Below are 25,137 nucleotides of genomic sequence, written 5' to 3' on the forward strand. Positions count from 1 at the left end.
AGTCAGGCACGACCTTCGAGTACCTTGGCAGCCTCTTCATGGAGGCTGTAGCTCTTGTCAGCGTTGAGGGTGATCACGCCCTCGCTGCATAGACGCTTGAGTACCTCGCGCACGCTGAGAAACGACAACGGTATGCCCAGCTCCAGCAAATGGCTGTGCACGCCGCGTACCCCGAGGGTGCGCTGATTGTCGGCGGCAGTGAGGAGGGCGTCGATGACCTTCAGCCGGATCAGGCTGGTGCGCAAACCGAAACACTTGAGCAAATGGCGGATGCGCTGGTTGCCCTGCTGTTCGGGCGCGTTACCGAACGCCCGTGCGTCGTTGCCATAGTGGGTATCTGCGGCCTTTGAATGTCCATCCGTGGGCACTTGCGGGTTATACATGCAAAAACTCCTTTTCAGAGCCTGATCAGGAAAAAGATGGTGCTCTTGGGTAATAAGACGAACGAGTGACGCAAATCATGAAACGATGGATGTAGAAAATTTGTCGGTATCAGGTTTGTCACATCCCCTGCGCCGTCAATAGGCAACCTTGTGCGGTTAAATTTTGCCGGGCGATGTGCGTTCTTACGGTGGGGTAACCATCCCTCGTAAGGCTGTTCAATTTGACTGTGGAGTCGGCGTGATTATTTCCAAGGGGTTGTCCAGAGTTGGCACGGCAGGGCTGTTACTCGCCATGAGCCTGGCCGTATCGGCACGCGAGCAAGTGACGCAAACGTCGGCGGATATACGGCGTACCAGTTATGGCGTGCCGCATATTCGCGCCTCTGATGAGCGGGGCCTGGGGGTGGGTATGGGTTACGCCTATGCCCAGGACAACCTGTGCCTGCTGGCCAATGAAATAGTCACGGTCAATGGCGAGCGGGCGAGGTTTTTCGGGCCGGACCAGGCGACCCTGGAAGAGCGCAACAACCTTGCCAGCGATGTATTCTTCAACTGGCTGAATACACCCGAGGCCGTTGCGGCATTCTGGAAAGCCCAGACGCCCGAAATGCAACTGCGCATCGAAGGGTACGTGGCCGGCTACAACCGTTATCTCAAGGATAAGGGCGCACCCGCACAGTGCCAGGCCGCGTGGGTACGGCCCTTGGTAGTGCAAGACCTGGTGAAGTTGACCCGTAGGCTATTGGTGGAAGGGGGCATCGGCCAATTTGCCGAAGCCTTGGTCGGGGCAGCGCCGCCGCAGGCCACCGCGAGTGTGCAGCCCGGTGCCAAAGCCTTTGCCATGGCCGCTGCCAACCAGCAACGCTTCACGCTGGATCGAGGCAGCAATGCCGTTGCCGTGGGCCGTGACCGCTCATTCAATGGCCGTGGCATGCTGCTGGCCAACCCGCATTTCCCGTGGGTGGGCGGCATGCGTTTTTACGAGATGCACCTGACCATCCCGGGCCAGTTGGATGTGATGGGCGCCGCACTGCCAGGGCTGCCCGTGGTGAACATCGGTTTCAACCAGCATGTGGCGTGGACCCACACCGTGGACACGTCCAAACACTTCACCCTGTACCGCCTGACCCTCGACCCCAAGGACGCCACCCGTTACCTGCTGGACGGCAAGTCCATCCCCCTGGAGAAAACCGCCGTAACGGTACAGGTCAAGCAAGCCGACGGCAGCCTCAAGGCCGTGACCCACACCGTCTACAGTTCGCAGTTCGGCCCCGTGGTGCAATGGCCGGGCAAGCTCGACTGGGACAACCACTACGCCTTCAGCCTGCGCGACGCCAACCTGGGCAACGACCGGGTGCTGCAACAGTGGTACGCCATGAACCGCGCCGGTAGCCTCAAGGAGCTGCAAACCTCAGTGCATACCCTGCAAGGCATCCCCTGGGTCAACACCCTGGCCGCCGATGACCAGGGCCAAAGCCTGTACATGAACCTGTCGGTAGTGCCCAACGTCAGCGCCGCCAAGCTGGCAAAATGCAGCGACCCACGGGCCGGCCTGCAAATGATCATGCTCGACGGCGCCCACAGCGCCTGCACGTGGGACATCGACCCGCGCGCGGCCCAGCCGGGTATCTTCCCGGCCGACCAGTTGCCCCAGTTGCAACGCACCGACTACGTGCAACACTCCAACGATTCCGCCTGGATGGCCAACCCCAAGGCGCCGCTAAGTGGCTTTTCGCCGGTGATCAGCCAGGACAACATCGGCCTCGGCCCGCGTGCGCGCTTCGCGCTCCAGCGCCTGCAAACCCTCGAGCAGCAGCCGATCACCGTCACTGATCTGCAAGACATGGTCATGGACAACGAGGTGTACCTGGCGGGCCAAGTCATGCCCGACCTGCTGACGTTCTGCGCCAAACACCTGGGCGCTGACGCCGCTACGCTACAGCCGCTGTGCACCAGCCTGAAAAACTGGGACCAGCGCGCCAACCTCGACAGCGGCGTCGGCCTGGTGCACTTCATCAACCTGGTGCAGCACCTGCAGCAAATCCCTGACGCCTGGCGCGTGGCCTTCGACCCGGCCCATCCCCTGACCACCCCTAGCGGCCTCGCCATCGACCGCGCCCCGGTCGCCAAGGCCCTGCGCGCAGCCATGCTGGCCTCCAGCGCTGAGGTCAGCAAACTGGGGCAGACCCGCTGGGGCGATATCCAAGTCTCCGGCCAAACCCCCATCCACGGCGGCCCGCAAGAGCTGGGTATCTACAACGCCATGCAAACCGTGCCCCGCGCCGACGGCAAACGCGAAGTCGTCAGCGGCACCAGCTACCTGCAAATCGTCAGCTTCGACGACAAAGGCCCCAACGCAGTCGGCGTCCTGGCATTCTCCGAGTCCAGCAACCCGGCGTCCGCCTATTCAAAGGACCAGACCCAAGCCTTCTCCGAGAAAAAACTGCGCCCATTGCCCTTCACTGAGGCCCAGATCAAGGCCGACCCGCACTACCAAATCAACACGGTGAAGGAGTAGGGCAGAGGCGCAACCCCTTGATGCCAAGGCAGAATATTTTTTGAAATCAAGGGGTTGCAGGCATAGGCAAATGAGTACATAATGGCGCCCATCGAACGCAACGAAGCATTAAAAACTTCAATGTATTCAATGAGTTAGAGTAGAGGCAGGCTTCACGTAGCCCACTCAAGTTTGTATGCGGTGAATGTCAGCAACCAGGGCATTGATCGTTTGAGGCCGAGTAGCAAAATGGTTATGCAGCGGATTGCAAATCCGCCTACGCCGGTTCGATTCCGACCTCGGCCTCCACTCTTGAAAACCCCGTAGATTAGCGTCTACGGGGTTTTTTATTGCCTAAAATGCAGCAATACCGCCACCGCCCTGATTCCGTGAAACTGATCGAAGCGAATGATGTCCGATTGCTATCGGCCAAGGAAGAGGTCCGCCAAGCGCGCATTGGGTCTACGCTCAGTAAAGCCTCAAGCGACCTCCTCATGCCGGTTTAGCCGCGCGCTTATCCTGCCAGCGCAGGATAACTTCCGCACTCATCAAAGCTGACAGAGTGACCCATGAAACAAAAAATTCTTCTTGTAGCCGTGTGTGCTGCACTCATCCAAGGCTGTGCCGCCCCTTCCAAAAGCCATGAAGAATCACCTTCAATGCCTATTACCTCAGCAGCTGTAGCCCAGCCGACCTTATCCGCTTACGACTGGAACCTGGTCTCGGCAACGGATGCGTCGGGCAAGCCTCTTGTGGCGATGAACAAAGGCATCGAGCGCAAGTTGCGCGTTGCCTTCGGTGACAAGAACCTGAGCATCAGCGGTGGCTGCAATCGTCAGTTCGGCGGCTTTCACTATCAGGACGGAGTTCTGAAGGTTCAGCCACTGGCCTCTACGCTGATGGCCTGTGACAAGAGCCTGATGGACCTTGATGCCCAGGTAGGGCGGCTGTTCAAGGGTGATCTGCGCGCTGTGATCACCGGCGATAACGTGGCGCCGATGCTGCAACTGACGACAGCGGATGGCTCGGTGCTCAAGCTGCAAGGCGAGGCCACCCCGCAGACCCGCTACGGTAGCGAGGGTGAGGTCAAGTTTCTGGAAGTGGCGGCCAAGACGGTCAAGTGCAGCCATCCTTTGATCCCAGGTTATCAGTGCCTGCAAGTGCGCGAGCATCGCTATGACGACGCGGGCCTGCAACTGGCGACCCAAGACACCTGGCATCCGCTGTACCAGCCTATCGAAGGCTTTGTGCATCATGACGGCGTGCGCACTGTGCTGCGGGTCAAGCAGTACGAATGGAAGAATCCGCCAGCGGATGCGCCTTCGACGGTCTACGTGTTGGATATGGTGGTCGAGCAGGACGCTTCTGGCAGCAAGTAAGCGAATACAAACCCCGTAGATCAGCGTCTACGGGGTTTTTTATTGCCTGTGATTTATGCGTTTTTTCGACGAGTGACATGTCTAGGTCAAGGGTTCTGGGCCGATCAGGGGTTGTCACGTGCGGATTTGCCGACTACCCTGAAAATGTTTGAATTATTACAAACAATTTCGGTGTGGCTGTTTTTTAGGTCATACGGCTTCAGGACGAGGAACGAAAAATGTTTTCACATGAAGGTACTGCACTAGAGCTGTTGGTCTTGGTTTTTGGCGTCACTGGGTTATTGTTGATCGCCTGGTTTATTCACCATCAATACGAGCTAAAGTCGCGTAAGCATGTAAAAAAACAACGTGTTTCTGGCCAGCAGCGTGAAGCTCAGAGCCGCTGACTGTCCCTTCACCCGTGCCAGCCTTTACGGCTGGCTTCAGCATCCGGTTTTCAATGGACTGCAAGGTTTTCCCGAGCCCACTGCTCAGCAGTGGTGACAGGAATCGATTGTTGCTCGTTGAACGTGGCCGCCTTAGGCCAGGCCACACCTTTGCCTTGTGCGAATACAGCACGGTACTTCTTGATGTGGTGCGTGGGGTCTTTTTCCAGCGCCTGCATGAGATGGTCAACCGTCCACACGTTGCGTTTGAACGGGCGATCCAGAACGCGTTCCAGCATGCTCGCAACCTGCCCATACGTGACGGTGTCGCCGGCGAGATAGACAATCTGATTGCGCATGCGCGGTTCGAAGAACACGATTTGCGCTGTCAGCGTACCGATGTCGTCCGGTGTCGTGAGCGTCACGCTGTTCTCGAGGCTGCCCAGGGCGTTCACTGTGTTGTTGTCGAAGTCGACGACCTCGAACACCGGCTCGAACAGGAAGCTGGTGAACATGCCTGTCGAGATGATGACCCATTCAGTGTTGTCCTGGGCGCGCAGCAACTCACGCACATCCAGTTGGGCATCGAACAGATCCTGGGGGCTGCCCCGGCCAATCACTTCGAAATCCACGCCAAACTGCCAGGGGAAGTAGCGCTTCACGCCGGATTTGAGTGCGGCGGTTGCCAGCTTCATCGGGGTTTCTCGGCCCGCGACCATGCCCGCGCAGCCGATCACGGTATCGAAGCGTGCGAAGACCTTGGCAAGTTGATCGATTGAGTCGTTCACCAGATCTGCGGCGACCATCTGGATGCCCAGGCTGCGCAGCTCATCGATGTCTGCCTTTTTCTCGGGCGCTTGAGTGTTGATGGTCGATTCCCTGAGTAATACGCTGATGGTGGAACCGGGCGCGCGTTTGGCCTCTCGCGCCAGGTTGCGCAAAACCGGCAGGCCGAGTTCGCCGGCACCTAGAACGAGGATCGATTGAGGGGGAAGTGGGGTCATTTCAGGCATGATTTCTCCGCGGACCTGTTGGCGATAAGATGAGCCCATGCTGGCACGATTCGGCAGCGCTCATAAGAAGGCACACGTGTGATACCAGGGGTAGAAATGACCGATCAGGAAACGCTCAGCCAGGCAGAAGTTATCTGCCAGTCGCTCAGGGAGGAGGACGATGGCGTCAGGCGTGAAGTCCTTGCTCACGCTGGTAGCCGCTGGGCATTGGGCATCCTGCATGCCCTGGGTGTGTACGGTGCAATGCGTCATGCCGAGATAAAACGACAGATGACGGGTGTGACTCAGCGCATGTTGACCAAGACGCTTCGTGCCATGGAGCGCGATGGTTTGTTGGTTCGGCGCGAGTTCGGTGAAATTCCTCCCCGCGTCGAGTACGAGCTGACGCCGCTGGGCAGGGAGCTTTTGATTCGCATGTCGCCTATCTGGACCTGGGTGGTGGATAACGTGGAGGACTTTCGCAAGGCTCGGCGTATTTTCGACAGTCAGGAGGGCAAAAAACCGGCATGGCAGGTTCCCACACCGGTTCCCGATGCGCCTCGGTAAGCGCTACTTCTCGATGAAGGCTTTGCAAGTGTATGCCTCGATCCACCCCTAGCTGTACGGGGCGCAGCGCGCCATAACCCACTACTGTCGCAGGCACATCACCACCGCTTGGATGCCGCGCCATGTTCATGTCTACCAGCCTGTTATCAGCCTTCGTGCTGTTCGCTTTTGTCTCTTCGATCACCCCAGGGCCCAACAACACCATGTTGCTGGCCTCAGGCGTGAATTTCGGCTTTCGCCGTTCGATGCCCCATGCACTGGGGATAAGCATCGGCTTCATGCTGTTGGTGATTTGTGTGGGGCTTGGCTTGGGCGAGGTGTTCAAGCTGTTCCCGTGGGCCTATACGCTGTTGCGGTATGTCGGCGCCGCGTATTTGTTGTATCTGGCGTGGAAGATTGCCAATGCGGGCGGCATGTCTGATAACCCGGATGAACATGGCAAGCCGATGACCTTCCTCGGTGCGGCGGCCTTCCAGTGGGTCAACCCCAAGGCGTGGATCATGGCGCTGGGGGCGATCACTACGTACACGCCGGCCGAGGGTTATGTCACCAATGTGCTGGTGATTGCCTTGGTGTTTGCGGTGGTTAACCTGCCGAGTGTGTGCGTGTGGGTGGGGTGTGGCAGCGGCTTGCGCAACTTGCTACGTGAGCCGCGCTGGTTGCGGATGTTCAACTGGTCCATGGCCGGGCTGTTGGTGTTGTCGCTGTATCCGATGCTGTTTGTGGGCTGAGGTGGCGTAGGTAACGCGTTGACTGTCAGGCCGTCATCGCAGCATATAACTTCGGCACGACGCTAAATCTGTGGCGAGGGAGCTTGCTCCCGCGACGGCCTGGCAGCCGACACAGATATAACTGATGCGCCGCGATCCAATGTGGGAGCTGGCTTGCCTGCGATGACCATAGGTATCTACACAACTTTGCAAAGCACCCGTAGCAGCCGACGGTAACCACGATGCGAAGCGAGTCGCTCTTGATCTGCTTTTGATCTTAGGCGCCCCGTCAAACCACGCTGGCCGGAATTCGACAGGGATTTGGGAGGTAAACCGGCAGGGATGCCGGTTTAGCCGCCCCGCGCCATGGATGGCGCGTGGCGGCGGCCCCCCAAATCACTGGCGGATTACGGGCACACCGAGCCTAAGCGAGGTGCCGAGTGGTGGGGCAAGAGCCTTTTGCTTACTTTTGGCTGGGCCGGCATTCCGGCTCTTTTCAAAAGTGAGCCGCTGTAAAAGCGGAACCCTAAGTGGCCGCTACCGCAGGAATGGATATGTACACGGTCCAACTGAGTTGACCGTCAGGCCGTCTTCGCAGGCAAGCCAGCTCCCACATTTAGGTCTCGGGGCGTCAGGTAGATCACCGTCGGTTGGCAGGCCGTCACGGGAGCAAGCTCCCTCGCCACGATGCGGGATTAGACCGGCGAGATGGTCGCCAACATGCCGATGCCAATGGTCAATACCAAAAAGCCGAACAGGAAAATTGCCATCTTGGTCATAAGGCCTCCGAGGGGAAGGGGACGACAGGAGTGTCGGGATGGGGCTATTGTCCGCCTCAAGCGGTTTTCAATACAGGCGCAGATCGAAAAGAAAAAACCGTATCAGATCACCGCGCAGCGCCTGGGCCGTGGCTTTTCAAGCGAACAGTTTTTATCAAGATCAGTGCAATGGCCGCTGCCAGCCTCGAGCGTCACCTGAGACAGGCACTGCATTTGCCCCTAAGATAGCGCCCACTGCACAACAATAAGCGTGGGCCGACCCTCGATGGAAAGACGCCAGTTCAGCGGTGGCATGCAAGGCAAGAACCTGCGCTACCTCAGTGATAATCCCCAGCAATCGACGTCGGTCACCCGTGTCGGTTTTTTGCTGCTCGAACACTTCTCCTTGCCGGCCTTTACCCAGACCCTTGACACGCTGGTGACCGCCAACTTGTTGCGCCCCGATCTGTTCGCTACGCGCACCTTCGGCTGGGGTGAGGGCGAAGTGATCAGCGACCTGGGCCTGGTCATTCGCCCGGATGCGAACCTGACGCTGGCGAGCTTGCAGGACTTGGACCTGTTGGTGATCTGCGGTGGTTTTCGTACCGAACTCAAGGCCAGCGAGCCATTTATCCATTGGCTGCGCAGCGCGGGTGAGGCGGGCGTGCGACTCGCCGGTTTGTGGAACGGCTCGTGGTTCCTCGGGCGTGCGGGGCTGCTGCAGGGTTACCGTTGTGCCATCCATCCCGAACATCGCCCGGCATTGGCCGAAGTGTCCAAGGCGGCGCAGGTCACCAGCGAGCCCTACGTGATCGACCGCGACCGCCTCACCGCGTCCAGCCCCTCGGGGGCTTTCCATATGGCCTTGGACTGGATCAAGAGCCTGCATGGCAAAGCCTTGGTCGAAGGCATCGAAGATATCCTGGCGTTCGAAGAGTCGCGCTACCGCCGCATCAAACCCACCGAAAACATCTGTGTCAGCGCGCCGCTGCGCGAGGTGGTGAAGTTGATGGACGCCAACCTCGAAGAACCCCTGGAACTCGATCAACTCGCCGTCTACGCCGGCCGTTCCCGCCGTCAGCTGGAGCGCCTGTTCAAAGAACAGCTGGGCACCACGCCGCAGCGCTACTACATGGAACTGCGCGTCACTGAGGCGCGACGCCTGTTGCAGCACACCGAGTTATCCCAAGTGGATGTGCTGGTGGCGTGCGGGTTTGTCTCGCCGAGCCATTTCAGCAAATGCTACAGCGCGTATTTCGGCTATCGCCCCTCCAAGGAGAAGCGGTTGGTCAAGTAGCCTGGCGGGTGTAGCAAGATTTTCACGAGGAGTGGCAATGAATATCACGCTTTTGGATCGTTATCGCGGCAGCCTACTTGGGCTGGCGTGTGGCGATGCTGTAGGGACGACGGTTGAATTCATGCCCCGCGGCAGCTTTTCTCCCGTGACGGATATGCTAGGCGGCGGACCGTTTAGCCTCAAGCCTGGCCAATGGACTGACGATACGTCCATGGCACTGTGTCTGGCCGAAAGCCTGTTGCGCAAAGGCGGTTTTGACGCGATGGACCAGATGGGACGTTATCTGAATTGGTGGAAGTGGGGTTACTTGAGTTCTACCGGAGAGTGCTTTGATATCGGCATGACGGTTCGCGAAGCGCTGGAGCAATTTCAGCAAAGTGGCAACGCTTTTGCGGGCTCAACGCATCCGTATTCGGCCGGCAATGGTTCAATGATGCGTCTCGCACCTGTCGTGTTGTTTTACTTTCCAGATAGGGCGGACATCCACCTGTTTGCCGAGCAAAGCTCGCGAACTACGCATGCCGCGCATGAGGCTATCGAGTGCTGCCTGCTGCTGGCCGAGGCTATCAGCAATGCCCTGAGCGGCGCGCCAAAGAAACAGGTGCTGAGTTTTTCCCACACCGCGCTGTCGGCTCCTAAGGTCAAGGCTATCGCCTCTGGCGACTATCGCGATAAAACCTCTGCTCAAATCGTTGGCTCAGGTTATGCGGTGGCTTCGCTGGAGGCCGCATTCTGGTGTTTCGATCAGACCTCCAACTTTGCTGAAGCGATACTGGCCGCCGCCAACCTTGGGGATGACGCAGACACTACTGCCGCAATCGTTGGGCAACTGGCGGGGGCGTATTACGGCGTCCAGGCTATCCCCGCCGATTGGTTGAACAAGCTATGGATGCGCGATGAAATCCAAGAAACGGCTGATGCGTTATTCAGCACTTCGCGCTTACCACGGTAAGGTTCAGAAACGATCCAGCCGATAAGGCTGTAGTTCTGGCACCTGCTCACCCGCAGCAAGCTGCCCAACCCGCTCGGCCGTCACCGCCGCTTGTGTCAGCCCCAGGTGCTGGTGACCAAATGCAAGCAGCACTTTGCCGTCGCACACCCGGTCAATGATCGGCAGCGAGTCGGGCAGGGAAGGGCGAAACCCCATCCAGGGCGTGGCTTCGCTGTCGCTCAGTTCGTGTCGGAACAACCCTTTGCTCAACCGGTGCAACTGCCAGGCCCGTTGCATATTGGCCGGGCGGTCGAGGCCGGCGAATTCGACCGTGCCGGCCAGGCGCAGGCCACCGGTCATGGGCGTCATGATGAATTTGCGCTCCAGCGAAGTGACCGCGAAGGGCAGGCGCTGTTGTTCGTGGGGCAGCATCAGGTGGTAACCGCGTTCGGTGTCCAGCGGCACTTGTTTGCCGGTGAGAGCTGCGGTGAGTTTGGCCGAGTGGGCGCCGCAGGCGATCAGCACTTGCTGCGCTGTCAGTACGCCTTGGTCGGTCATCAGAGAAACGCCACTACCCTCCAGGCGTCCGTCCAGAACGCGCTGCTGAAGAAATTGCACCCCCTCAGCCTTGGCCGCGTTCACCAGTTCGCCAACCACCGTGTACGGGTCCAGAAAGTGTCCGGTAGCGGGGAAGAACAAACCGCCTTGTATGGCGTCGCTCAGTTGCGGCGCAGCCTTGCGCACCGCATCGCCGCCCCAGAAGTCCACGGCGACGCCTTGCTGCCGCATGCGTTGCTGCACTGCATCCAGTGCAGCGCGGGATTCGGCGCGCTCATACACCAATAGCGAACCGTCTTCACGCAGCAATTGCGTTTGACCCATCGATTGCAGCAAGCGTTGCCACGCGCCCAGGCTGCCTTCGTTCAGCGCGCGAAGGCCTGCCACGGTGCGCTGGTAACGCGCTGGCCGCAGGTTGAGCAACAGGCGGATAAACCAGGGCAGGGCGCGGGGCAGGTAGGTCCAGTCCAGGCGCAGCGGGCCCATGGGGTCCAGCAACATGGCGGGCAAGCGCTTGAGGATCGACAGGTCGGCGATGGGAAACACCTGTTCCGTCGCCAGGTGGCCGGCGTTGCCGTAGGAGGCACCCATGCCGGGTGCCTGCGGGTCGAGCACGACGACATGGCGGCCTTGGCGTGCCAGCTGCAAGGCGCAGGCGACGCCGATAATGCCGGCGCCGACTACTACGATGTCTGCTTGCTTGGGATCGGCCATGATTATGCTTCTCGCTGGCCGTCGAGCAGGCGCCGCAACCGCAGCGGGTTGTCGTGCTGCAGCGCGGTGGGAAGCAAGGTGTCCGGGAAGTCCTGGTAACACACCGGGCGCAAGAACCGCAGAATCGCCGCCGTGCCCACCGACGTACTGCGCGCATCCGAAGTCGCCGGAAAGGGCCCGCCATGCACCATGGCGTCGCACACTTCTACGCCGGTCGGCCAGCCGTTCACCAGCAGGCGCCCAGCCTTGCGCTCCAGCACCGGCAGCAATGCCCGCGCCTGTGGCAGGTCGTGGTCATCCATGTGCAGGGTTGCGGTGAGTTGACCTTCCAGGTGCTCGGACACCCGGCGCATTTGCTCGACATCACGGCACTGCACCACCAGCGAGGCGGCGCCGAATACTTCGGCTTGCAGGTGTTGATTGTTCAGGAACGCCTCGGCCTGGGTCACGAACAGATGGGCCTGGCCCTGGTTCGGCCCGGTCGCTGGCAAGCCCTTGGCGGCGATGTGAGCGTGCTGGGCCAGGGTCTTCAGGCCGGTTTCGTAAGCGCTGAAGATGCCCGGTGTGAGCATGGTCTGGGACGGGCAACGCGAGAGCCGCTCACTGGCAGACTGAATAAAACGGTCCAGAGCGGCGCCTTGCAGAGCGATCACCAGGCCAGGGTTGGTACAGAACTGGCCGGCGCCTTGGGTCAGCGACGCGATGAACCCTTCGGCCAAGGCTTCGCTCCGAGCTTCAAGCGCAGCAGGAAACAGGTACACCGGGTTGATCGAGCTCATTTCCGCATACACCGGGATCGGCTCCGGGCGTGCCTGCGCCGCTTGGCACAGGGCAATACCGCCACTGCGCGACCCCGTGAAGCCCACGGCCTTGATGCGCGGGTGGCGCACCAATGCGATACCCACCTCGTTACCCGCGCCGTAGAGCAGTGAAAACACACCCTCCGACAAGCCACACTCTTTAACCGCCTGGGCGATGGCGCGCCCCACCAGCTCGCTGGTGCCGGGGTGCGCGTTATGCGCCTTGACGATCACCGGGCAACCGGCGGCAAGGGCCGATGCGGTATCGCCGCCCGCCACGGAGAAGGCCAGAGGGAAGTTGCTGGCACCGAACACGGCTACCGGGCCCAGGGCGATATGGCGCTGGCGCAGGTCGGCACGGGGCAGGGGTTGGCGCTGGGGCTGTGCGGTATCGACGCGCACGTCGAGCCATTCGCCCAGGCGCACGGTGCGGGCAAAAGCGCGCAGTTGCCCGCAGGTACGGCCGCGTTCACCTTCAATGCGTGCGCGAGGCAACCCGGTTTCGGCGCAGGCGCGTTCGATCAACTCATCGCCCAAGGCGTCGATGTGGCTGGCGATGGTTTCAAGCAACGCGGCGCGATCTGCCAAGGTGGTTTCGCGGTAAGCGTCGAACGCGGCCCACGCCAGTGCGCAGGCCTGGTCGACGTGCTGCTCATCCCCGCCAGCGTAGGCGGGTTCCAGTGGGGTGTTGGTAGCGGGGTTGATGGCCCGGATCGCATCGCGATGGCCGCAAACCGATTGCTGACCGATCAGCATCTTGCCTGTCAGAGTCATGGGGACATCCTGGAAAACAAAAGAGGTGTTGTAGGAGCGAGCTTATGTGGCGAGCAAGCTTGCTTGCGCTGGGGTGCGAAGCGCCCCCAATAAAAGCCGGAGACTGCTGCGCAGTCAGCGGGAGCAAGCTCCCTCGCCACAGCAAGCTCGCTCCTACAGAAAATCAAACGACGTTCTGTTCGGCCGACCAGTTGGCATACCACTGGCGGAACAGCGCGTACTGCTGCTCGGCATACCGGCGCTGGGCAGCGCTGAGCTCGTCGGTTTCGTTGAAATGCAGGGCGTAACCCTGGTCGCCGTTGAGCACCATCAAATGCTTGTAATACAGCACCAGATCGCAACCCTCGTCGAACGATGACAACACCGCCAGCGCAGCTTCCAGCTCGCGGGCCTGGCGACGCGCCTTGGCATCGCCCTTGGCGGCCTTTTTGCTCAGGGCCACCAGTTGCAGCACCTCGCGGGGCAGTGCATTGCCGATGCCGGTGATAGCGCCGGTGGCGTTGCAGTTGACGAAGCCATGTACCACCTGGGTGTCGACGCCGACCATCAGGGTCACATCATCATCCTGGGAGGTGATGTTTTCGGCGGCGTAGCGCAGGTCGGCGGCGCCGCCGAACTCCTTGAAGCCGATCAGGTTCGGGTGTTCGCGGCGCAGTTCGAAGAACAGGTCGGCGCGGGTGGCGAAACCATAGTAGGGGCTGTTGTAGATCACCGCCGGCAGGTTGGGGGCGGCGTTGAGGATTGCTGCAAAGTGGGCCTTTTGCGCAGTGACCGAAGCCCCTCGGGACAGCACGCGGGGAATCACCATCAAACCATCGGCGCCGACTTTGGCGGCATGGGCTGCGTGGGATACGGCTTCACGGCTGTTCACCGCACCGGTGCCGACGATGGTCGGCACACCCGCAGCCACCAGGCGCGCCACGCCTTCCTGGCGCTGGGCCTCGGTGAGCAGCGGCCAGTCGCCCATGGAACCGCAATACACCACGGCACTCATGCCGATGTCGATCAGCTCGCGGCCCTTGGCCACCAGTGCGTCGAAGTCCGGTTGGCGCTCGGCGGTGCAAGGGGTCATCAGGGCGGGCATGCAGCCGGTGAAGATGTTGTCGCTCATGGTGCTAACTCCGGTTTCAGTTGAATGAATAATGGGCTCAGATGCCCCAGGCAAACGGGTCTTGTTCGTCGATCAGCAAGGTGCTGTCGGCGGTCATGTAGGCGCGGCCGGTGATGAATGGGCGTACGCGTTCGCCGTCCCATTCATAGCGGCCCAGGAACTGGCTGCCGGTGATGCTGGCTTGTACCCAGGGTTCTCCTGCGGCCAGTTTTGCGTCGGAGGCCAGGCAGGCGAGCTTGGCGCTGGTGCCGGTGCCGCAGGGGGAGCGGTCATAGGCTTTGCCGGGGCACATCACGAAGTTGCGGCTGTCGGCGTGGGCGTCGTCGGCGAACAGTTCGATATGGTCGATCAGCGCACCGTCTGCGCCACGGATGCCTTGGGCTTCGAGGGCGTTGAGCATGGCCCAGGTGTAGTCGGTCAGGGCCTCCACGTTGTCCATCTGCAACTCATGGCCGTGGTCCGACACCAGGAAGAACCAGTTGCCGCCCCAGGCGATGTCGCCCAGCACCACGCCATGCCCAGGCACTTCAACCGGCACCTGCTTGCGGTAGCGGTAAGCGGGTACATTGCGCAGGGTCACGCTGCCGTCGTCGTGCAAGGTGGCCGCGACCGGGCCAACCGGCGTGTCAAGGCTGTGCACGCCCGGTTGGATCAGCCCCAGGTGGTGCAGCGAGGCAACCAGGCCGATGGTGCCATGGCCGCACATGCCGAGGTAGCCGGCGTTGTTGAAGAAAATCACCCCGCAGGTCGCCCCCGGCGTGACTGGCGCACAGTACAGCGCGCCTACCAGTACATCGTTGCCCCGTGGCTCCAGCAGGCAGGCGCGGCGCCATTGATCGTGGTGGGTGCGCAGGTGCTCCAGTTGCTCGGCGATCGAGGCACCGACCAGTTCGGGAAAGCCGCTCATGACCAGGCGTGTAGGTTCACCGCCGGTGTGTGAGTCAATCACATGCAGCCGTTTCATAAGGCGCTCCATCAGTGGGTAGTCGGGGATAGTGGGGCGCTGTAGTGCGCGTCGCTGACGGCTTCGCTTTCGTCCTCTTCCTGCTCCAGGCGTACCCAGTGGGCGGGTACGCCGGTGGCGGCGCCCCAGTAGTAAATGCCCAGGGCGCAGGCCGCCACCACCAGGGTGTCAAACGGGTGGCTGATCACCCCGATACCGCCAAAGCTGCCGAGTTTGGAGAGCAGGATGGTCACGGCGTAGAAGCCGATCAGCCAGGCCGAGGAGCGTACTTGTTGCTTGAGGTTCAGGTGCGCGGTCGGCACCCAGCGTGCGCACAGCAGGTACACTGCAAACATCAGAATTTGCAGGCCCAGCAGCCAGGACACGGTGTTCCAGCCCGACCAGTACACGATCAACGCAGCGATGATGAATGACAGCGGGCCCAGCACCGCCATGCCCTTGACCCGAAACGGGCGCGCCATGTCGGGTGCATTGCGGCGCAGGGCGGCGACTGTCACCGGGGCCACGGCATAACTGAGGATCAGGGCGGCGGACACCACGTTGATCAGCGCTTCCCAAGACGGGAACGGCAAGGTCCAGAACACCGACAGGCCAAAGGTCAGCCACAGCGCCGGGCGCGGGATGCCGGACTTCTCATCGATGCGCGTGAAGATCTTGAAAAAGGTGCCGGTCTGCGCCCATCCATACACCACGCGCGGGGTGGCGTTCATGTAGATGTTGCCGCAGCCGCTGGGGGAGATCACTGCATCGGCCACCACCAGGTAGGCCAGCCAGCCCACGCCCAGCGCCAGGGCGATATCGCGATAGGGCAGGGCCAGTTCCTTGCTGATGCCGGCCCAGCCATTGGCGAGCATTTCGGTAGGCACGCCGCCGAGGAACGCGGTTTGCAGCAGCACATAGATGGCCGTAGACAACAATACCGAGAGGATCAAGGCGATGGGGATGGTGCGCTGTGGGTTTTTCACTTCGCTGGCCACCGAAATGATCGGCGTCAGGCCCAGGTAGGCAAAGATCACCCCGCCTGCCGACACGGCCATCTCGATGCCCGACAAGCCGAACGGTGCAAAGCCATGCACCTGGAAGTTCTCCGGCTTGAAGAAGGTGAACAGCACGCCGATCACCAGCAACGGCACGATGAACTTGAATACGCTCACCAGGTTATTGGCGATGGCAAAGGTCTTCACGCTGCGGTAATTGAGCACAAAGAACAGGCACAGCAAGGCAAATTGCACCAGCCAGCCCAGGGTGGTGGGGTCGCTGGAGCCGGCCTTGGTCAGCTCTGAAAACCAGGCTGCCGCATATTGACGCGAGGCGACCACTTCAATCGCCACCAGGCTGGAAAACGCGATCAGCGTGATAAAGCCCATCAGGTAGCCCAGCAGCGGGCCATGGGAATACACCGGGTAGCGCACCACGCCGCCAGCGCGGGGCAGGGCGGCGCCCAGTTCGCAGTAGACAATGCCCAGCAACAGCACGGCGAAACCGCCCAGCAACCAGGAAAAAATCCCCGCCGGGCCTGCGATGGCAGACACGTGACTGGCGGCGAACAACCAACCCGAACCGAAGATGGCTCCCAACCCGATAAAGGTGAGGTCCATCAGTGACAGCTGTTTCTTGAACTTGCCTTGGCCTGACATAGCGGCGCCTTCTTGTGAGTTATTGGATAGGCATGCAGTGGCGCTATCCTGAACCCATCAGGCAGGCTGACGATTGATGTTTTGCGCAGGGATGGATGACGAATTCAGCACAATTTGCCGCGCTCGACAGCGCTCGTTCCATGGCGCAATCTGCTGGCTGTCGACGAATAAAAGGGCAGATAAAGTCATGTTGCAGAGCGCGTTCGCGAGCCTTTTCCAGGGCAGCCGACCCCACAACATCGAGCAGCTATTGAGCGGGGTAGAGCAGTTGCTGCCGATGCTTGATGTACTGCCCAACGCCGCGATTTTCATCAAGGACATCGACGCTCGCTACGTGCTCGCCAACCGCACCCTGGTGCAACGCTGCGGCCTCAAGCACCTGCAACCGCTGCTGGGCAAGACTAGCGCCGAAGTGTTTCCCGCACAATTGGGCCCCGGCTATACCGAACAGGACCGTCGTGTGCTGAGGCAGGGCCTGGTGTTGGAAGATCAACTCGAATTGCACCTCTACGGCACCCGCGAACCCGGCTGGTGCCTGACCCACAAGTGGCCGCTGTACAACCAACTCGGCGCGATCATTGGCCTGGCCGGAATTTCGGTGGACTTGCAGTCTGCCAGCGAAACCCACCCGGCCTATCAGCGCCTGGCGGCGGTGGACGAACACATCCGCAGCCACTTCAACCGCCGCGTCACCCTGGGGGAATTGACCCGCATCGCCGGGATTTCCGTGGCGCAACTGGAGCGCTACTGCAAGCGCGTCTTTCACCTCACCCCCCGGCAAATGATCCAGAAAGTCCGGCTGGAACACGCCCGGCGGTTGTTGCATACCGAGCTGCCGATTACCGAGGTGGCGCTGCAATGCGGCTACACCGATCACAGCGCGTTTACCCGGCAGTTCAAATCTTCAACCGGGTTCACCCCGAGGCAGTACCGGCAAGCGACGCAAGGCAGCAGCGCAGGTGAATGTCTTCTGTAGGAGCGAGCTTGCTCGCGAAAAACTCACAGGCGCCGCGTTCATTCAGGAAGCACGCGTTATCGTTGACGTTTTTCGCGAGCAAGCTCGCTCCTACAGGGTAAGCGTTCTATTGCGATGCAACGAATGCCGCCCACGCCCCTCATATGCTTACACCGACCCTTTTCACCACGACAGGTACCGAGCTTATGACCGCGGCGAACAACGATCATGTGAACTGGCTGGTGCAACATTCCATGCTCCACGCAGCGCGGCAGCGGGCCAAGCTGTATTCGGGGCAAGGCCGCCTGTGGCAGCAGCCCTATGCACAGACGCGGCCGCGTGACGCTTCAGCCTTGTCGTCGGTGTGGTTCACGGCCTACCCCGCGTCGATTGTCACCCGCGAAGGCGGCACCGTGCTGGAGGCGCTGGGGGACGAAACCCTGTGGCATACCCTGTCGAAGATCGGCATCCAGGGCATTCACAACGGCCCGCTGAAGAAGTCCGGTGGTTTGTCTGGCACCGAGCACACCCCGACCATCGACGGCAATTTCGACCGCATCAGCTTCGACATCGACCCGCAACTGGGCACCGAGGCACAATTGCAGGCCTTGACGCGCATGGCTGCCGCGCACAATGCGGTGATCATCGACGATGTGATCCCGTCGCACACCGGCAAGGGCGCGGACTTTCGCCTGGCAGAAATGGCCTATGAGGACTATCCCGGCCTGTACCACATGGTCGAAATACGCGAGGAAGACTGGCCGTTGCTGCCCGACGTGGCTGCCGGACGCGATGCACAAAACCTCAGCCCCTCCCAGGTAGACGCACTGCGCGACAAGCACTACATCGTCGGCCAATTGCAGCGGGTGATTTTCTTCGAGCCCGGCGTCAAAGAAACCGACTGGAGCGCCACCCCGGTGGTGCTCGGCGTAGATGGCAAGCCGCGGCGCTGGGTGTACCTGCATTACTTCAAGGAAGGCCAGCCGTCGCTCAACTGGCTCGACCCTTCGTTTGCTGCGCAGCAGATGATCATCGGTGATGCGCTGCACGCCATTGATGTGATGGGCGCGAAAATCCTGCGCCTGGATGCCAATGGCTTTCTCGGCGTGGAGCGCAAGCTCGATGGCACGGCCTGGTCCGAAAGCCATCCGCTGTCGATCACCGGCAATCAGTTACTCGGCGGCGCCATTCGCAAGGCGGGCGGGTTCAGTTTTCAGGAACTCAACCTCACCGTGGACGACATCGCGTCCATGTCCCACGGCGGCGCTGACCTGTCTTATGACTTCATCACCCGGCCGGCCTACCAGCATGCATTGCTGATGGGCGACACCGAGTTCCTGCGTCTGATGCTGCGCCAGATGCACAGCCTCGGCATCGACCCCGGCTCGCTGATTCACGCGCTACAGAACCACGATGAACTGACCCTGGAGCTGGTGCACTTCTGGACGCTGCACGCCCATGACAGCTTCCTGTTCCAGGGCCAGACCTTCCCCGGCAACATCCTGCGCGAGCATATCCGCGAACAGATGTACGAACGCCTGACCGGTGAGCATGCGCCGTATAACCTCAAGTTCGTGACCAACGGCGTGTCCTGCACCACCGCCAGCATCATCACCGCAGCCCTGGGTATTCGTGACCTGGAGGCGATCACCCCGGCGGATATCCAGCAGATTCGCCAGATCCATTTGCTGCTGGTGATGTACAACGCCATGCAACCTGGGGTGTTTGCCTTGTCCGGCTGGGACCTGGTGGGCGCGCTGCCGTTGGCGGCCGAAGAGGTGGCGCATTTGATGGCCGATGGCGACACACGCTGGATTCACCGTGGCGCCTATGATCTGGTAGACCTGAACCCCGACGCCGAACTGTCAGCTGGGCAAATGCCGCGCTCCAAAAGCCTGTATGGCAGCCTGAACAGCCAACTGCAGGACCCGGAGTCCTTTGCCTCCCAACTGCAAAAAATCCTCGCCGTACGCCGCGCCTACGACATCGCCGCCAGCCGCCAGATCCTGGTGCCGGACGTCGAGCATCCAGGCTTGCTGATCATGGTGCACGAACTACCGGCGGGTAAGGGCACGCAAATCACTGCGCTGAACTTTGGCGCCACGCCGATCACCGAAACCCTGCACCTGCCCAACATCGCACCGGGGCCGGTGGTGGATATCATCAATGAGCGGGTGGAAGGCGATTTGACCGAGGAGGGCGCGTTCACGATTACGTTGGACGCGTATGAAGGGTTGGCGTTGCGGGTGGTGAGCAGCACGCCGATGTAAAGGCGACGAAACGGTAACTGTGGCGAGGGAGCTTGCTCCCGTTGGACTGCGTAGCAGTCCCAGCCTCTTTGAACAAAAGAGCGGGGCGGCTTCGCGCCCCAACGGGAGCAAGCTCCCTCGCCACAGGTCAGTGTTTGGTGGCTAACAGCGCCGTGTCACGCGATCAGTGGTGCTTGTTCTTGTGCTTATGTTTGTTGCCTTTGTGCTTGCCACCACCGGAACGATGACCGCTCTCGTCATCCGCCAGGTTGTTACCCAGCGCGCCACCGGCTGCGCCACCCACGCCGGCGCCGATGGTTGAACCGGTGGTACCGCCCAGGCGATTGCCAATCAGCGAACCGCCTGCCGAGCCCAAACCGCCGCCAATCGCCGCTTCGGTCTTGTTGCCCTTCTGCGCACCCACTGCACTCCCGGCTGCGCCCCCCACGCCGGCGCCTATGGCCGCACCTGTCGAGCCACCAAGCTGCTGGCCGACCACGTTGCCCAATACACCGCCGACACCGCCTCCCAGCGCCGCCGTACCATCTCCAGCGGCCAGGGCCCCTTGGGTGATCAGAATGCCCAATGCCAGGGCCGGGAATGTCATTTTCATTTTTTTGTACCTCAAGGGCTGTCTCAGGCGCTCACGGGGTAAAGCACGCCTGGCATTTTGATTAGAGCACACGCCATAACACTTGGGCTTGGGTGATCGCCCCTTGCGCAAGAAAAATTTTTTCCAGCCCTCTTGAATTCCTTTTGCGCGTCCATAAATTTTTGATCACGCGATGCCGAATCCGGGTCGTGTACTAAATCACTTGGAGAAACTCAGGAGATTTTAAAATGGCTACTACCCTGTCGTTGGCCCCACTGTTCCGTCAATCGGTGGGCTTTGATCGCTTCAATGACCTGTTCGAGTCGGCGCTGCGCAGCGAGGCTCCGAATTCCTATCCACCTCACAACGTGGAAAAGCACGGTGACGACGCGTACCGCATCGTGATCGCCGTGGCTGGCCTGACCGAGGAGGATCTGGATATCCAGGTCGAGAGGGGTGTATTGACGGTTTCCGGCGGAAAACGCGAAACCGACGATAAGGTCGCTTACCTGCACCAGGGCATTGCCCAACGTGCGTTCCGGTTGTCGTTCCGCTTGGCCGACCATATCGAAGTACGTGGCGCATCCCTGACTAACGGGTTGCTCAACATCGACCTGCTGCGTGAAGTGCCTGAAGAGGCCAAGCCAAAACGCATCATGATTGGTGGTGAGACCAAACCCGAGCTGCGTCAGGTCAGCTTGCAGTAAAACAATCGGCGGTAAAAAGGCGCTCTACGGAGCGCCTTTTTGTGCGCGCTGCAAACGCAGGCCGGCTAAGCCTGGGTATTGGGTGCAAACAACCGCCTGGCCTCGGCAAAACACTTCTCTGCGATGACCGAGCGCGGTTCGGTCTTGCGCATCACCATGCCCAGGGGCGCAAGGACACTGGCGTCTGGCAGGTGGATAAATGCCAGGTTTTCGATGGGGTTTTCCAGGCCGCTGTCCAACGGCATGATTGCGCAACAGAAGCCTTTGTGGATGGCCTGGAACAGTTGATAGGTGGAGTCGCTTTCCAGAATCGGCTGGGGATCGATACCGCGGCTGCGGAAACTCAAGTCGATGGATTTTCGGTAGTGCATGCCATTGCTGATCATCCCCAGGGGCAGTTGGGCGGCTTCTTCCCAGCTCATCTGTGTGCCTTCGAAGTGGAAGTGGCGGGTGTCGTACAGCAGGCCGACGCGGGTTTCGCCCAGCTCGAAAAACTCCAGGTAATTGGGGCTGACGTGGTCCAGGTAGCACACGCCCAGGTCCAGTTGGTTGGTGCCCAAGGCTTCGATGATTTTGTCCGAACTCATGGAGGTGAGGCTGAACTTGAGTTCCGGGAAGCTGTGGGACAAACCCTGGATAAAGCTGATCGGGTTGAAGCCGCTCAGGGGCACCAGGCCCAGGCGCAGGTTACCGACCAACTGGCCGCGACACGCAGCGGCTTCGGCGAACAGGCCGTCGTGTGCGGCGAGCAGGGTCCTGGCCCAGGCCAATACGCGTTCGCCGGCCTGGGTGAAACCTTCGAAGCGTTGGCCGCGGGTTACCAGCTCCAGGCCCAGTTCTTCCTCCAGGTTGCGCAGGCGCATCGACAGGGTGGGCTGGGTGATGTTGCAGCGCGCGGCGGCCTGACCGAAATGGCGGGTCTGCTCCAGCGCGATCAGGAATTTAAGCTGCTTGATGTCCATGAAGGCACCTGCCTGGAAATAAGTGAACGGTCATGATTGGCGCAAGTGCCTGAAACCCACGGGGTGGAGCCGATGATCGCATTGTAACGACCGCCACGTCCAAGTGCCCTTGCCACCGTGCGGCTGCATTGTTCCATTTTTGAGATGGAGCGGCCCGTTTCAGCCACTACCTAACCCTGAACGCGATGATTAAGGTGGTTCCACTGTTTTTTTGGGGTGGGCCTGCTGACACACGTCCAGGTCGTTGCCCAAGCGTATCTGTACAGGAAGTACAGGCACGGCCGGGCGCAGTTCCGGCGCACACGCCAGGGAGGTATCGCCAAGCAAGAGGAAATGCAAATGACTGCATCAGGTAACGCTGCAAACTTCAATGGGCAAAAGCCGACGATTGACCCCGCTGACACCGCCATGTTGCTGATTGACCACCAGAGTGGTCTGTTCCAGATCGTCAAGGACATTGATGTTCCTCAATTGCGCGCCAATGCCATCGCGCTGGCCAAGGCCGCGACCCTGCTTAAAATACCGGTCATCACCACCGCCTCGGTGCCGCAAGGCCCCAACGGCCCGTTGATCCCGGAAATCCACGAAGCCGCGCCGCACGCCCAGTACGTGGCCCGCCGTGGCGAAATCAACGCGTGGGACAACCCGCAGTTCCATGCCGCAGTCAAAGCCACCGGCAAAAAGACGTTGGTGATCGCCGGCACCCTGACCAGCGTGTGCCTGGCATTCCCGTCCATTGCGGCGGTGCATGAAGGCTACAAGGTGTTCGCGGTGGTCGATGCCTCGGGTAACCACTCCAGGTTGGCCACCGACCTGACCGTTGCACGCCTGGCCCAGGCCGGCGTAGTGCCGATCGACATCATGGGCACGCTGTCGGAGCTGCAAGGCTCCTGGAACCGCCCGGATGCCCAGGAGTGGGCCAACGTCTACACCCAGGCCATGCCGCACTACCAGCTTCTCATCGAGAGCTATGTCAAGGCTCAGGAAGTGGCAAACAACCACGAAGTACTAGACTCACAGCGCTAGTAAACACGCTGGGTTCTTTACGGGGCGCCCACTCGGGGCGTCACCTTCTTTATCAGGAGTACCACGATGTCTACACCTTACGTTCGCTTGGACAAAGACAACGCCGCTGTACTGTTGGTCGACCATCAGGCCGGCTTACTGTCATTGGTCCGCGACATTGACCCGGACAAATTCAAGAACAACGTGCTGGCCCTGGCTGACCTGGCCAAGTACTTCAAGTTGCCGACCATCCTGACCACCAGTTTCGAAACCGGCCCCAATGGCCCGCTGGTGCCCGAGCTCAAGGCCCTGTTCCCGGATGCGCCGTACATTGCGCGCCCGGGCCAGATCAATGCCTGGGACAACGAAGACTTCGTCAAGGCCATCAAGGCCACCGGCAAGAAGCAATTGATCATTGCCGGCGTCGTGACCGAAGTGTGCGTGGCGTTCCCGGCGCTGTCGGCCCTGGCCGAAGGCTTTGAAGTGTTTGTGGTCACCGACGCCTCCGGCACTTTCAACGAACTGACCCAACAGTCCGCCTGGGCCCGCATGTCGGCCAACGGCGCGCAACTGATGACCTGGTTTGGCCTGGCCTGTGAGCTGCACCGCGACTGGCGCAACGACATCGAGGGCTTGGGGACGTTGTTCTCCAACCACATTCCGGACTACCGCAACCTGTTCACCAGCTACAACGCGTTGACTGAAGGCAAGTAAGCCTGATGGAAGGCGGCCGCTAGCCGTGGGGGGAGCGGTAGAACGCCTATTTCCCTGACACCCCTAGGTCCAAATGTGGGAGCTGGCTTGCCTGCGATGGCGGCATTGCGCCTGGCACCTATTTATCTGACACCGCGCGATCCAGCTGTGGGTGTCAAGTAAATAGGCGTTGGCTGTCAGACCGTCATCGCAGGCAAGCCAGCTCCCACAGTTGGATGGCGCAGCTTCAATGGGATCAGCTTCGACCGTCACGGGAGCAAGATCAGTACCGCTAGAGGGATGACAACACTGTAGTCGTATTTTGTTACTAACCCATGCCCTAAAAATACAGCGCTGTGGCGGCAAAGCGGGACAAAACACCCCCTCGCCATTCAATTTTCATAAAAATGTAACAACCCTGCTTCACAGTTCGGGAGCCCGTCACCACAACGAGTTCCTTTTAATGAAAAGCTTGATGAAGTCCGCAGCACTCGCCGTTACGGTATCCCTGTGTGCCTCCTCCTTGACCTTCGCCGCCGAAAACGTGCGCCTCACCGGCTCCGGCGCCAGCTTCCCTGCACCGATCTACCTCACCTGGTTCAAGGATTTCAGCAAGAAGACCGCTGGCGTCACCGTGGATTACCAGTCCAAGGGCAGCGGCGCAGGTGTGCAGGACTTCCTGAATAAAACCGTCGACTTCGCCGCCAGTGACTCGGCCATGAAAGACGAAGACATCGCCAAGGTCGCCGAAGGCGTGCAGTTGCTGCCAATGACTGCCGGTGAAATCGTGCTGGCCTATAACCTGCCGGGCAATCCCAAGGGCCTCAAGCTGCCACGCGATGTTTACTCCAACATCTTCCTGGGCAAGATCACCAAGTGGAACGACCCACAGATCGTCGCCGCCAACCCGGACCTGAAACTCACCGACACGCCGATCACCGTGGTGGTACGCGCAGACTCCAGCGGCACCACGGCGGTATTCACCAAGCACCTGGCGACCATCAACCCTGAATTCAAAACGGCACTGGGGGAGGGCAACACCGTCAACTGGCCGGCCAGCGACAAATTCATCAAGTCGCCCAAGAACGATGGTGTGACCGCCACCGTACGCCAGACCCCAGGCGCGATTGGCTACATCGAGTACGGTTTCGCCAAACTGGCCAAGGTTGACTTCGCCCAGTTGCAGAACAAGGCCGGCCAGTACGTGGTGCCGAACGCCGAAAGCGGCGCCGAGGCCCTGGCCGCAGTTAAGATGCCGGAAAGCCTGGTGGCCTGGTTGCCTGACCCGGACGGTGCCAAGTCTTACCCGATCACCTCTTACACCTGGATGATTTTCCGCAAGGACAACGGCAACCCTGCCAAGGCCAAGGCCATGCGCGAAATGGTTGAGTACAGCCTGACCGAGGGGCAGAAAATCGCCGACTCCATGGGCTACATCCCGCTGCCGCCATCGGTGGTCGAGCAGGTTCGCAAGGCATCCGCCAACATTCAGTAACACCCGTGAGGCCGCTCTCGGTGTGGGCTGTTTGCCGCGCCG

At 60.5% G+C, this 25,137-nt stretch carries 22 protein-coding genes and 1 tRNA gene; 14 read left to right on the forward strand and 9 right to left on the reverse strand.

Annotated elements, in window-relative coordinates; genetic code table 11:
- Positions 1 to 2 precede the first annotated feature (2 nt).
- Positions 3 to 383, reverse strand: coding sequence for a hypothetical protein (locus FXO12_RS04225; RefSeq protein WP_034127544.1), 381 nt, complete (start codon positions 381 to 383; stop codon positions 3 to 5).
- Between the two features lie 238 nt (positions 384 to 621).
- On the opposite strand from FXO12_RS04225, the gene FXO12_RS04230 reads away from it, so the two are divergent.
- The 4 genes from FXO12_RS04230 to FXO12_RS28700 all read left to right on the forward strand — a co-directional run bounded on the left by FXO12_RS04230 (position 622) and on the right by FXO12_RS28700 (position 4,645).
- Positions 622 to 2,901, forward strand: coding sequence for an acylase (locus FXO12_RS04230; RefSeq protein ID WP_057975803.1), 2,280 nt, complete (start codon positions 622 to 624; stop codon positions 2,899 to 2,901).
- A gap of 214 nt (positions 2,902 to 3,115) precedes the next feature.
- A tRNA-Cys gene (locus FXO12_RS04235) sits at positions 3,116 to 3,189 on the forward strand.
- A 350-nt stretch (positions 3,190 to 3,539) separates the two neighbouring features.
- Positions 3,540 to 4,259 carry an META and DUF4377 domain-containing protein gene (locus FXO12_RS04240; protein WP_232458794.1) on the forward strand — a complete coding sequence of 240 codons (720 nt, stop codon included), beginning with the start codon at positions 3,540 to 3,542 and terminating at the stop codon, positions 4,257 to 4,259.
- 218 nt (positions 4,260 to 4,477) lie between these two features.
- Complete coding sequence (locus tag FXO12_RS28700) at positions 4,478 to 4,645, forward strand: hypothetical protein (protein WP_164919363.1); 168 nt, start codon at positions 4,478 to 4,480, stop codon at positions 4,643 to 4,645.
- A gap of 50 nt (positions 4,646 to 4,695) precedes the next feature.
- On the opposite strand, the gene FXO12_RS04245 is transcribed toward FXO12_RS28700, so the two are convergent.
- Positions 4,696 to 5,637, reverse strand: coding sequence for an aromatic alcohol reductase (locus FXO12_RS04245; protein ID WP_057975805.1), 942 nt, complete (start codon positions 5,635 to 5,637; stop codon positions 4,696 to 4,698).
- 96 nt (positions 5,638 to 5,733) lie between these two features.
- On the opposite strand from FXO12_RS04245, the gene FXO12_RS04250 reads away from it, so the two are divergent.
- From FXO12_RS04250 to FXO12_RS04265, 4 genes are all read left to right on the forward strand, one after another.
- Positions 5,734 to 6,183: a helix-turn-helix domain-containing protein gene (locus FXO12_RS04250; protein ID WP_057975806.1), complete on the forward strand. Its 450-nt coding sequence runs from the start codon at positions 5,734 to 5,736 to the stop codon at positions 6,181 to 6,183.
- Positions 6,184 to 6,305: 122 nt separating this feature from the next.
- The gene (locus tag FXO12_RS04255; RefSeq protein ID WP_014718583.1) at positions 6,306 to 6,914 is read left to right on the forward strand and encodes a LysE family translocator; all 609 of its coding nucleotides are present in this window, start codon (positions 6,306 to 6,308) and stop codon (positions 6,912 to 6,914) included.
- 1,050 nt (positions 6,915 to 7,964) lie between these two features.
- A complete protein-coding gene (locus FXO12_RS04260; RefSeq protein ID WP_057975808.1) occupies positions 7,965 to 8,948 on the forward strand; it encodes a GlxA family transcriptional regulator in 984 nt (327 codons plus the stop codon).
- A 37-nt stretch (positions 8,949 to 8,985) separates the two neighbouring features.
- Positions 8,986 to 9,900: an ADP-ribosylglycohydrolase family protein gene (locus FXO12_RS04265; protein WP_057975809.1), complete on the forward strand. Its 915-nt coding sequence runs from the start codon at positions 8,986 to 8,988 to the stop codon at positions 9,898 to 9,900.
- A 3-nt stretch (positions 9,901 to 9,903) separates the two neighbouring features.
- Here FXO12_RS04265 and FXO12_RS04270 read toward each other — a convergent pair whose 3' ends face one another.
- The 5 genes from FXO12_RS04270 to FXO12_RS04290 all read right to left on the reverse strand — a co-directional run bounded on the left by FXO12_RS04270 (position 9,904) and on the right by FXO12_RS04290 (position 16,437).
- Positions 9,904 to 11,151 (reverse strand): FAD-binding oxidoreductase, encoded by a 1,248-nt coding sequence (locus tag FXO12_RS04270; RefSeq protein WP_060773079.1) that lies wholly within the window; start codon positions 11,149 to 11,151, stop codon positions 9,904 to 9,906.
- A 2-nt stretch (positions 11,152 to 11,153) separates the two neighbouring features.
- Positions 11,154 to 12,725, reverse strand: coding sequence for an aldehyde dehydrogenase (NADP(+)) (locus tag FXO12_RS04275; RefSeq protein WP_060773080.1), 1,572 nt, complete (start codon positions 12,723 to 12,725; stop codon positions 11,154 to 11,156).
- Positions 12,726 to 12,888: 163 nt separating this feature from the next.
- Positions 12,889 to 13,836: a dihydrodipicolinate synthase family protein gene (locus FXO12_RS04280; RefSeq protein WP_057975812.1), complete on the reverse strand. Its 948-nt coding sequence runs from the start codon at positions 13,834 to 13,836 to the stop codon at positions 12,889 to 12,891.
- A gap of 37 nt (positions 13,837 to 13,873) precedes the next feature.
- A complete protein-coding gene (locus tag FXO12_RS04285) occupies positions 13,874 to 14,800 on the reverse strand; it encodes a 4-hydroxyproline epimerase (RefSeq protein WP_057975813.1) in 927 nt (308 codons plus the stop codon).
- Positions 14,801 to 14,811: 11 nt separating this feature from the next.
- Entirely contained in the window at positions 14,812 to 16,437 is a 1,626-nt protein-coding gene (locus tag FXO12_RS04290; RefSeq protein ID WP_057975814.1) for an APC family permease, read from the reverse strand.
- 187 nt (positions 16,438 to 16,624) lie between these two features.
- On the opposite strand from FXO12_RS04290, the gene FXO12_RS04295 reads away from it, so the two are divergent.
- Both FXO12_RS04295 and treS read left to right on the forward strand, forming a co-directional pair.
- On the forward strand, positions 16,625 to 17,413 hold the full coding sequence (locus tag FXO12_RS04295; protein ID WP_057975815.1) for an AraC family transcriptional regulator: 789 nt from the start codon (positions 16,625 to 16,627) through the stop codon (positions 17,411 to 17,413).
- 185 nt (positions 17,414 to 17,598) lie between these two features.
- The gene (treS, locus tag FXO12_RS04300) at positions 17,599 to 19,662 is read left to right on the forward strand and encodes a maltose alpha-D-glucosyltransferase (protein WP_054898125.1); all 2,064 of its coding nucleotides are present in this window, start codon (positions 17,599 to 17,601) and stop codon (positions 19,660 to 19,662) included.
- Positions 19,663 to 19,825: 163 nt separating this feature from the next.
- Here treS and FXO12_RS04305 read toward each other — a convergent pair whose 3' ends face one another.
- A complete protein-coding gene (locus FXO12_RS04305) occupies positions 19,826 to 20,254 on the reverse strand; it encodes a glycine zipper domain-containing protein (protein WP_054898126.1) in 429 nt (142 codons plus the stop codon).
- 227 nt (positions 20,255 to 20,481) lie between these two features.
- On the opposite strand from FXO12_RS04305, the gene FXO12_RS04310 reads away from it, so the two are divergent.
- Complete coding sequence (locus FXO12_RS04310) at positions 20,482 to 20,940, forward strand: Hsp20 family protein (protein ID WP_014718573.1); 459 nt, start codon at positions 20,482 to 20,484, stop codon at positions 20,938 to 20,940.
- A gap of 65 nt (positions 20,941 to 21,005) precedes the next feature.
- On the opposite strand, the gene FXO12_RS04315 is transcribed toward FXO12_RS04310, so the two are convergent.
- Positions 21,006 to 21,902, reverse strand: a complete 897-nt coding sequence (locus FXO12_RS04315; RefSeq protein WP_057975817.1) for a LysR family transcriptional regulator — start codon at positions 21,900 to 21,902, stop codon at positions 21,006 to 21,008.
- 339 nt (positions 21,903 to 22,241) lie between these two features.
- Between FXO12_RS04315 and FXO12_RS04320 the strand changes: the two genes are divergently transcribed.
- The 3 genes from FXO12_RS04320 to pstS all read left to right on the forward strand — a co-directional run bounded on the left by FXO12_RS04320 (position 22,242) and on the right by pstS (position 25,095).
- Entirely contained in the window at positions 22,242 to 22,928 is a 687-nt protein-coding gene (locus tag FXO12_RS04320) for an isochorismatase family protein (protein ID WP_057975819.1), read from the forward strand.
- Between the two features lie 66 nt (positions 22,929 to 22,994).
- On the forward strand, positions 22,995 to 23,621 hold the full coding sequence (ycaC, locus tag FXO12_RS04325) for an isochorismate family cysteine hydrolase YcaC (protein ID WP_003191542.1): 627 nt from the start codon (positions 22,995 to 22,997) through the stop codon (positions 23,619 to 23,621).
- Positions 23,622 to 24,063: 442 nt separating this feature from the next.
- On the forward strand, positions 24,064 to 25,095 hold the full coding sequence (pstS, locus tag FXO12_RS04330; RefSeq protein WP_054919120.1) for a phosphate ABC transporter substrate-binding protein PstS: 1,032 nt from the start codon (positions 24,064 to 24,066) through the stop codon (positions 25,093 to 25,095).
- Positions 25,096 to 25,137: the final 42 nt, after the last annotated feature.

The sequence above is a fragment of the Pseudomonas sp. J380 genome, from assembly GCF_009827115.1.
Classification (GTDB): domain Bacteria; phylum Pseudomonadota; class Gammaproteobacteria; order Pseudomonadales; family Pseudomonadaceae; genus Aquipseudomonas; species Aquipseudomonas paracarnis.

Excerpts from the sequence above, each read along its gene's own strand:
- ycaC (WP_003191542.1), top strand. The coding sequence starts at position 22,995 with ATGTCTACACCTTACGTTCGCTTGGACAAAGACAACGCCGCTGTACTG.
- FXO12_RS04270 (WP_060773079.1), bottom strand. The coding sequence starts at position 11,151 with ATGGCCGATCCCAAGCAAGCAGACATCGTAGTAGTCGGCGCCGGCATT.
- FXO12_RS04315 (WP_057975817.1), bottom strand. The coding sequence starts at position 21,902 with ATGGACATCAAGCAGCTTAAATTCCTGATCGCGCTGGAGCAGACCCGC.
- FXO12_RS04295 (WP_057975815.1), top strand. The coding sequence starts at position 16,625 with ATGTTGCAGAGCGCGTTCGCGAGCCTTTTCCAGGGCAGCCGACCCCAC.
- FXO12_RS04310 (WP_014718573.1), top strand. The coding sequence starts at position 20,482 with ATGGCTACTACCCTGTCGTTGGCCCCACTGTTCCGTCAATCGGTGGGC.
- FXO12_RS04280 (WP_057975812.1), bottom strand. The coding sequence starts at position 13,836 with ATGAGCGACAACATCTTCACCGGCTGCATGCCCGCCCTGATGACCCCT.
- FXO12_RS04320 (WP_057975819.1), top strand. The coding sequence starts at position 22,242 with ATGACTGCATCAGGTAACGCTGCAAACTTCAATGGGCAAAAGCCGACG.
- FXO12_RS04260 (WP_057975808.1), top strand. The coding sequence starts at position 7,965 with ATGCAAGGCAAGAACCTGCGCTACCTCAGTGATAATCCCCAGCAATCG.
- FXO12_RS28700 (WP_164919363.1), top strand. The coding sequence starts at position 4,478 with ATGTTTTCACATGAAGGTACTGCACTAGAGCTGTTGGTCTTGGTTTTT.
- FXO12_RS04265 (WP_057975809.1), top strand. The coding sequence starts at position 8,986 with ATGAATATCACGCTTTTGGATCGTTATCGCGGCAGCCTACTTGGGCTG.
- treS (WP_054898125.1), top strand. The coding sequence starts at position 17,599 with ATGACCGCGGCGAACAACGATCATGTGAACTGGCTGGTGCAACATTCC.
- pstS (WP_054919120.1), top strand. The coding sequence starts at position 24,064 with ATGAAAAGCTTGATGAAGTCCGCAGCACTCGCCGTTACGGTATCCCTG.
- FXO12_RS04245 (WP_057975805.1), bottom strand. The coding sequence starts at position 5,637 with ATGCCTGAAATGACCCCACTTCCCCCTCAATCGATCCTCGTTCTAGGT.
- FXO12_RS04275 (WP_060773080.1), bottom strand. The coding sequence starts at position 12,725 with ATGACTCTGACAGGCAAGATGCTGATCGGTCAGCAATCGGTTTGCGGC.
- FXO12_RS04305 (WP_054898126.1), bottom strand. The coding sequence starts at position 20,254 with ATGAAAATGACATTCCCGGCCCTGGCATTGGGCATTCTGATCACCCAA.
- FXO12_RS04255 (WP_014718583.1), top strand. The coding sequence starts at position 6,306 with ATGTTCATGTCTACCAGCCTGTTATCAGCCTTCGTGCTGTTCGCTTTT.
- FXO12_RS04240 (WP_232458794.1), top strand. The coding sequence starts at position 3,540 with ATGCCTATTACCTCAGCAGCTGTAGCCCAGCCGACCTTATCCGCTTAC.
- FXO12_RS04285 (WP_057975813.1), bottom strand. The coding sequence starts at position 14,800 with ATGAAACGGCTGCATGTGATTGACTCACACACCGGCGGTGAACCTACA.
- FXO12_RS04250 (WP_057975806.1), top strand. The coding sequence starts at position 5,734 with ATGACCGATCAGGAAACGCTCAGCCAGGCAGAAGTTATCTGCCAGTCG.
- FXO12_RS04290 (WP_057975814.1), bottom strand. The coding sequence starts at position 16,437 with ATGTCAGGCCAAGGCAAGTTCAAGAAACAGCTGTCACTGATGGACCTC.
- FXO12_RS04225 (WP_034127544.1), bottom strand. The coding sequence starts at position 383 with ATGTATAACCCGCAAGTGCCCACGGATGGACATTCAAAGGCCGCAGAT.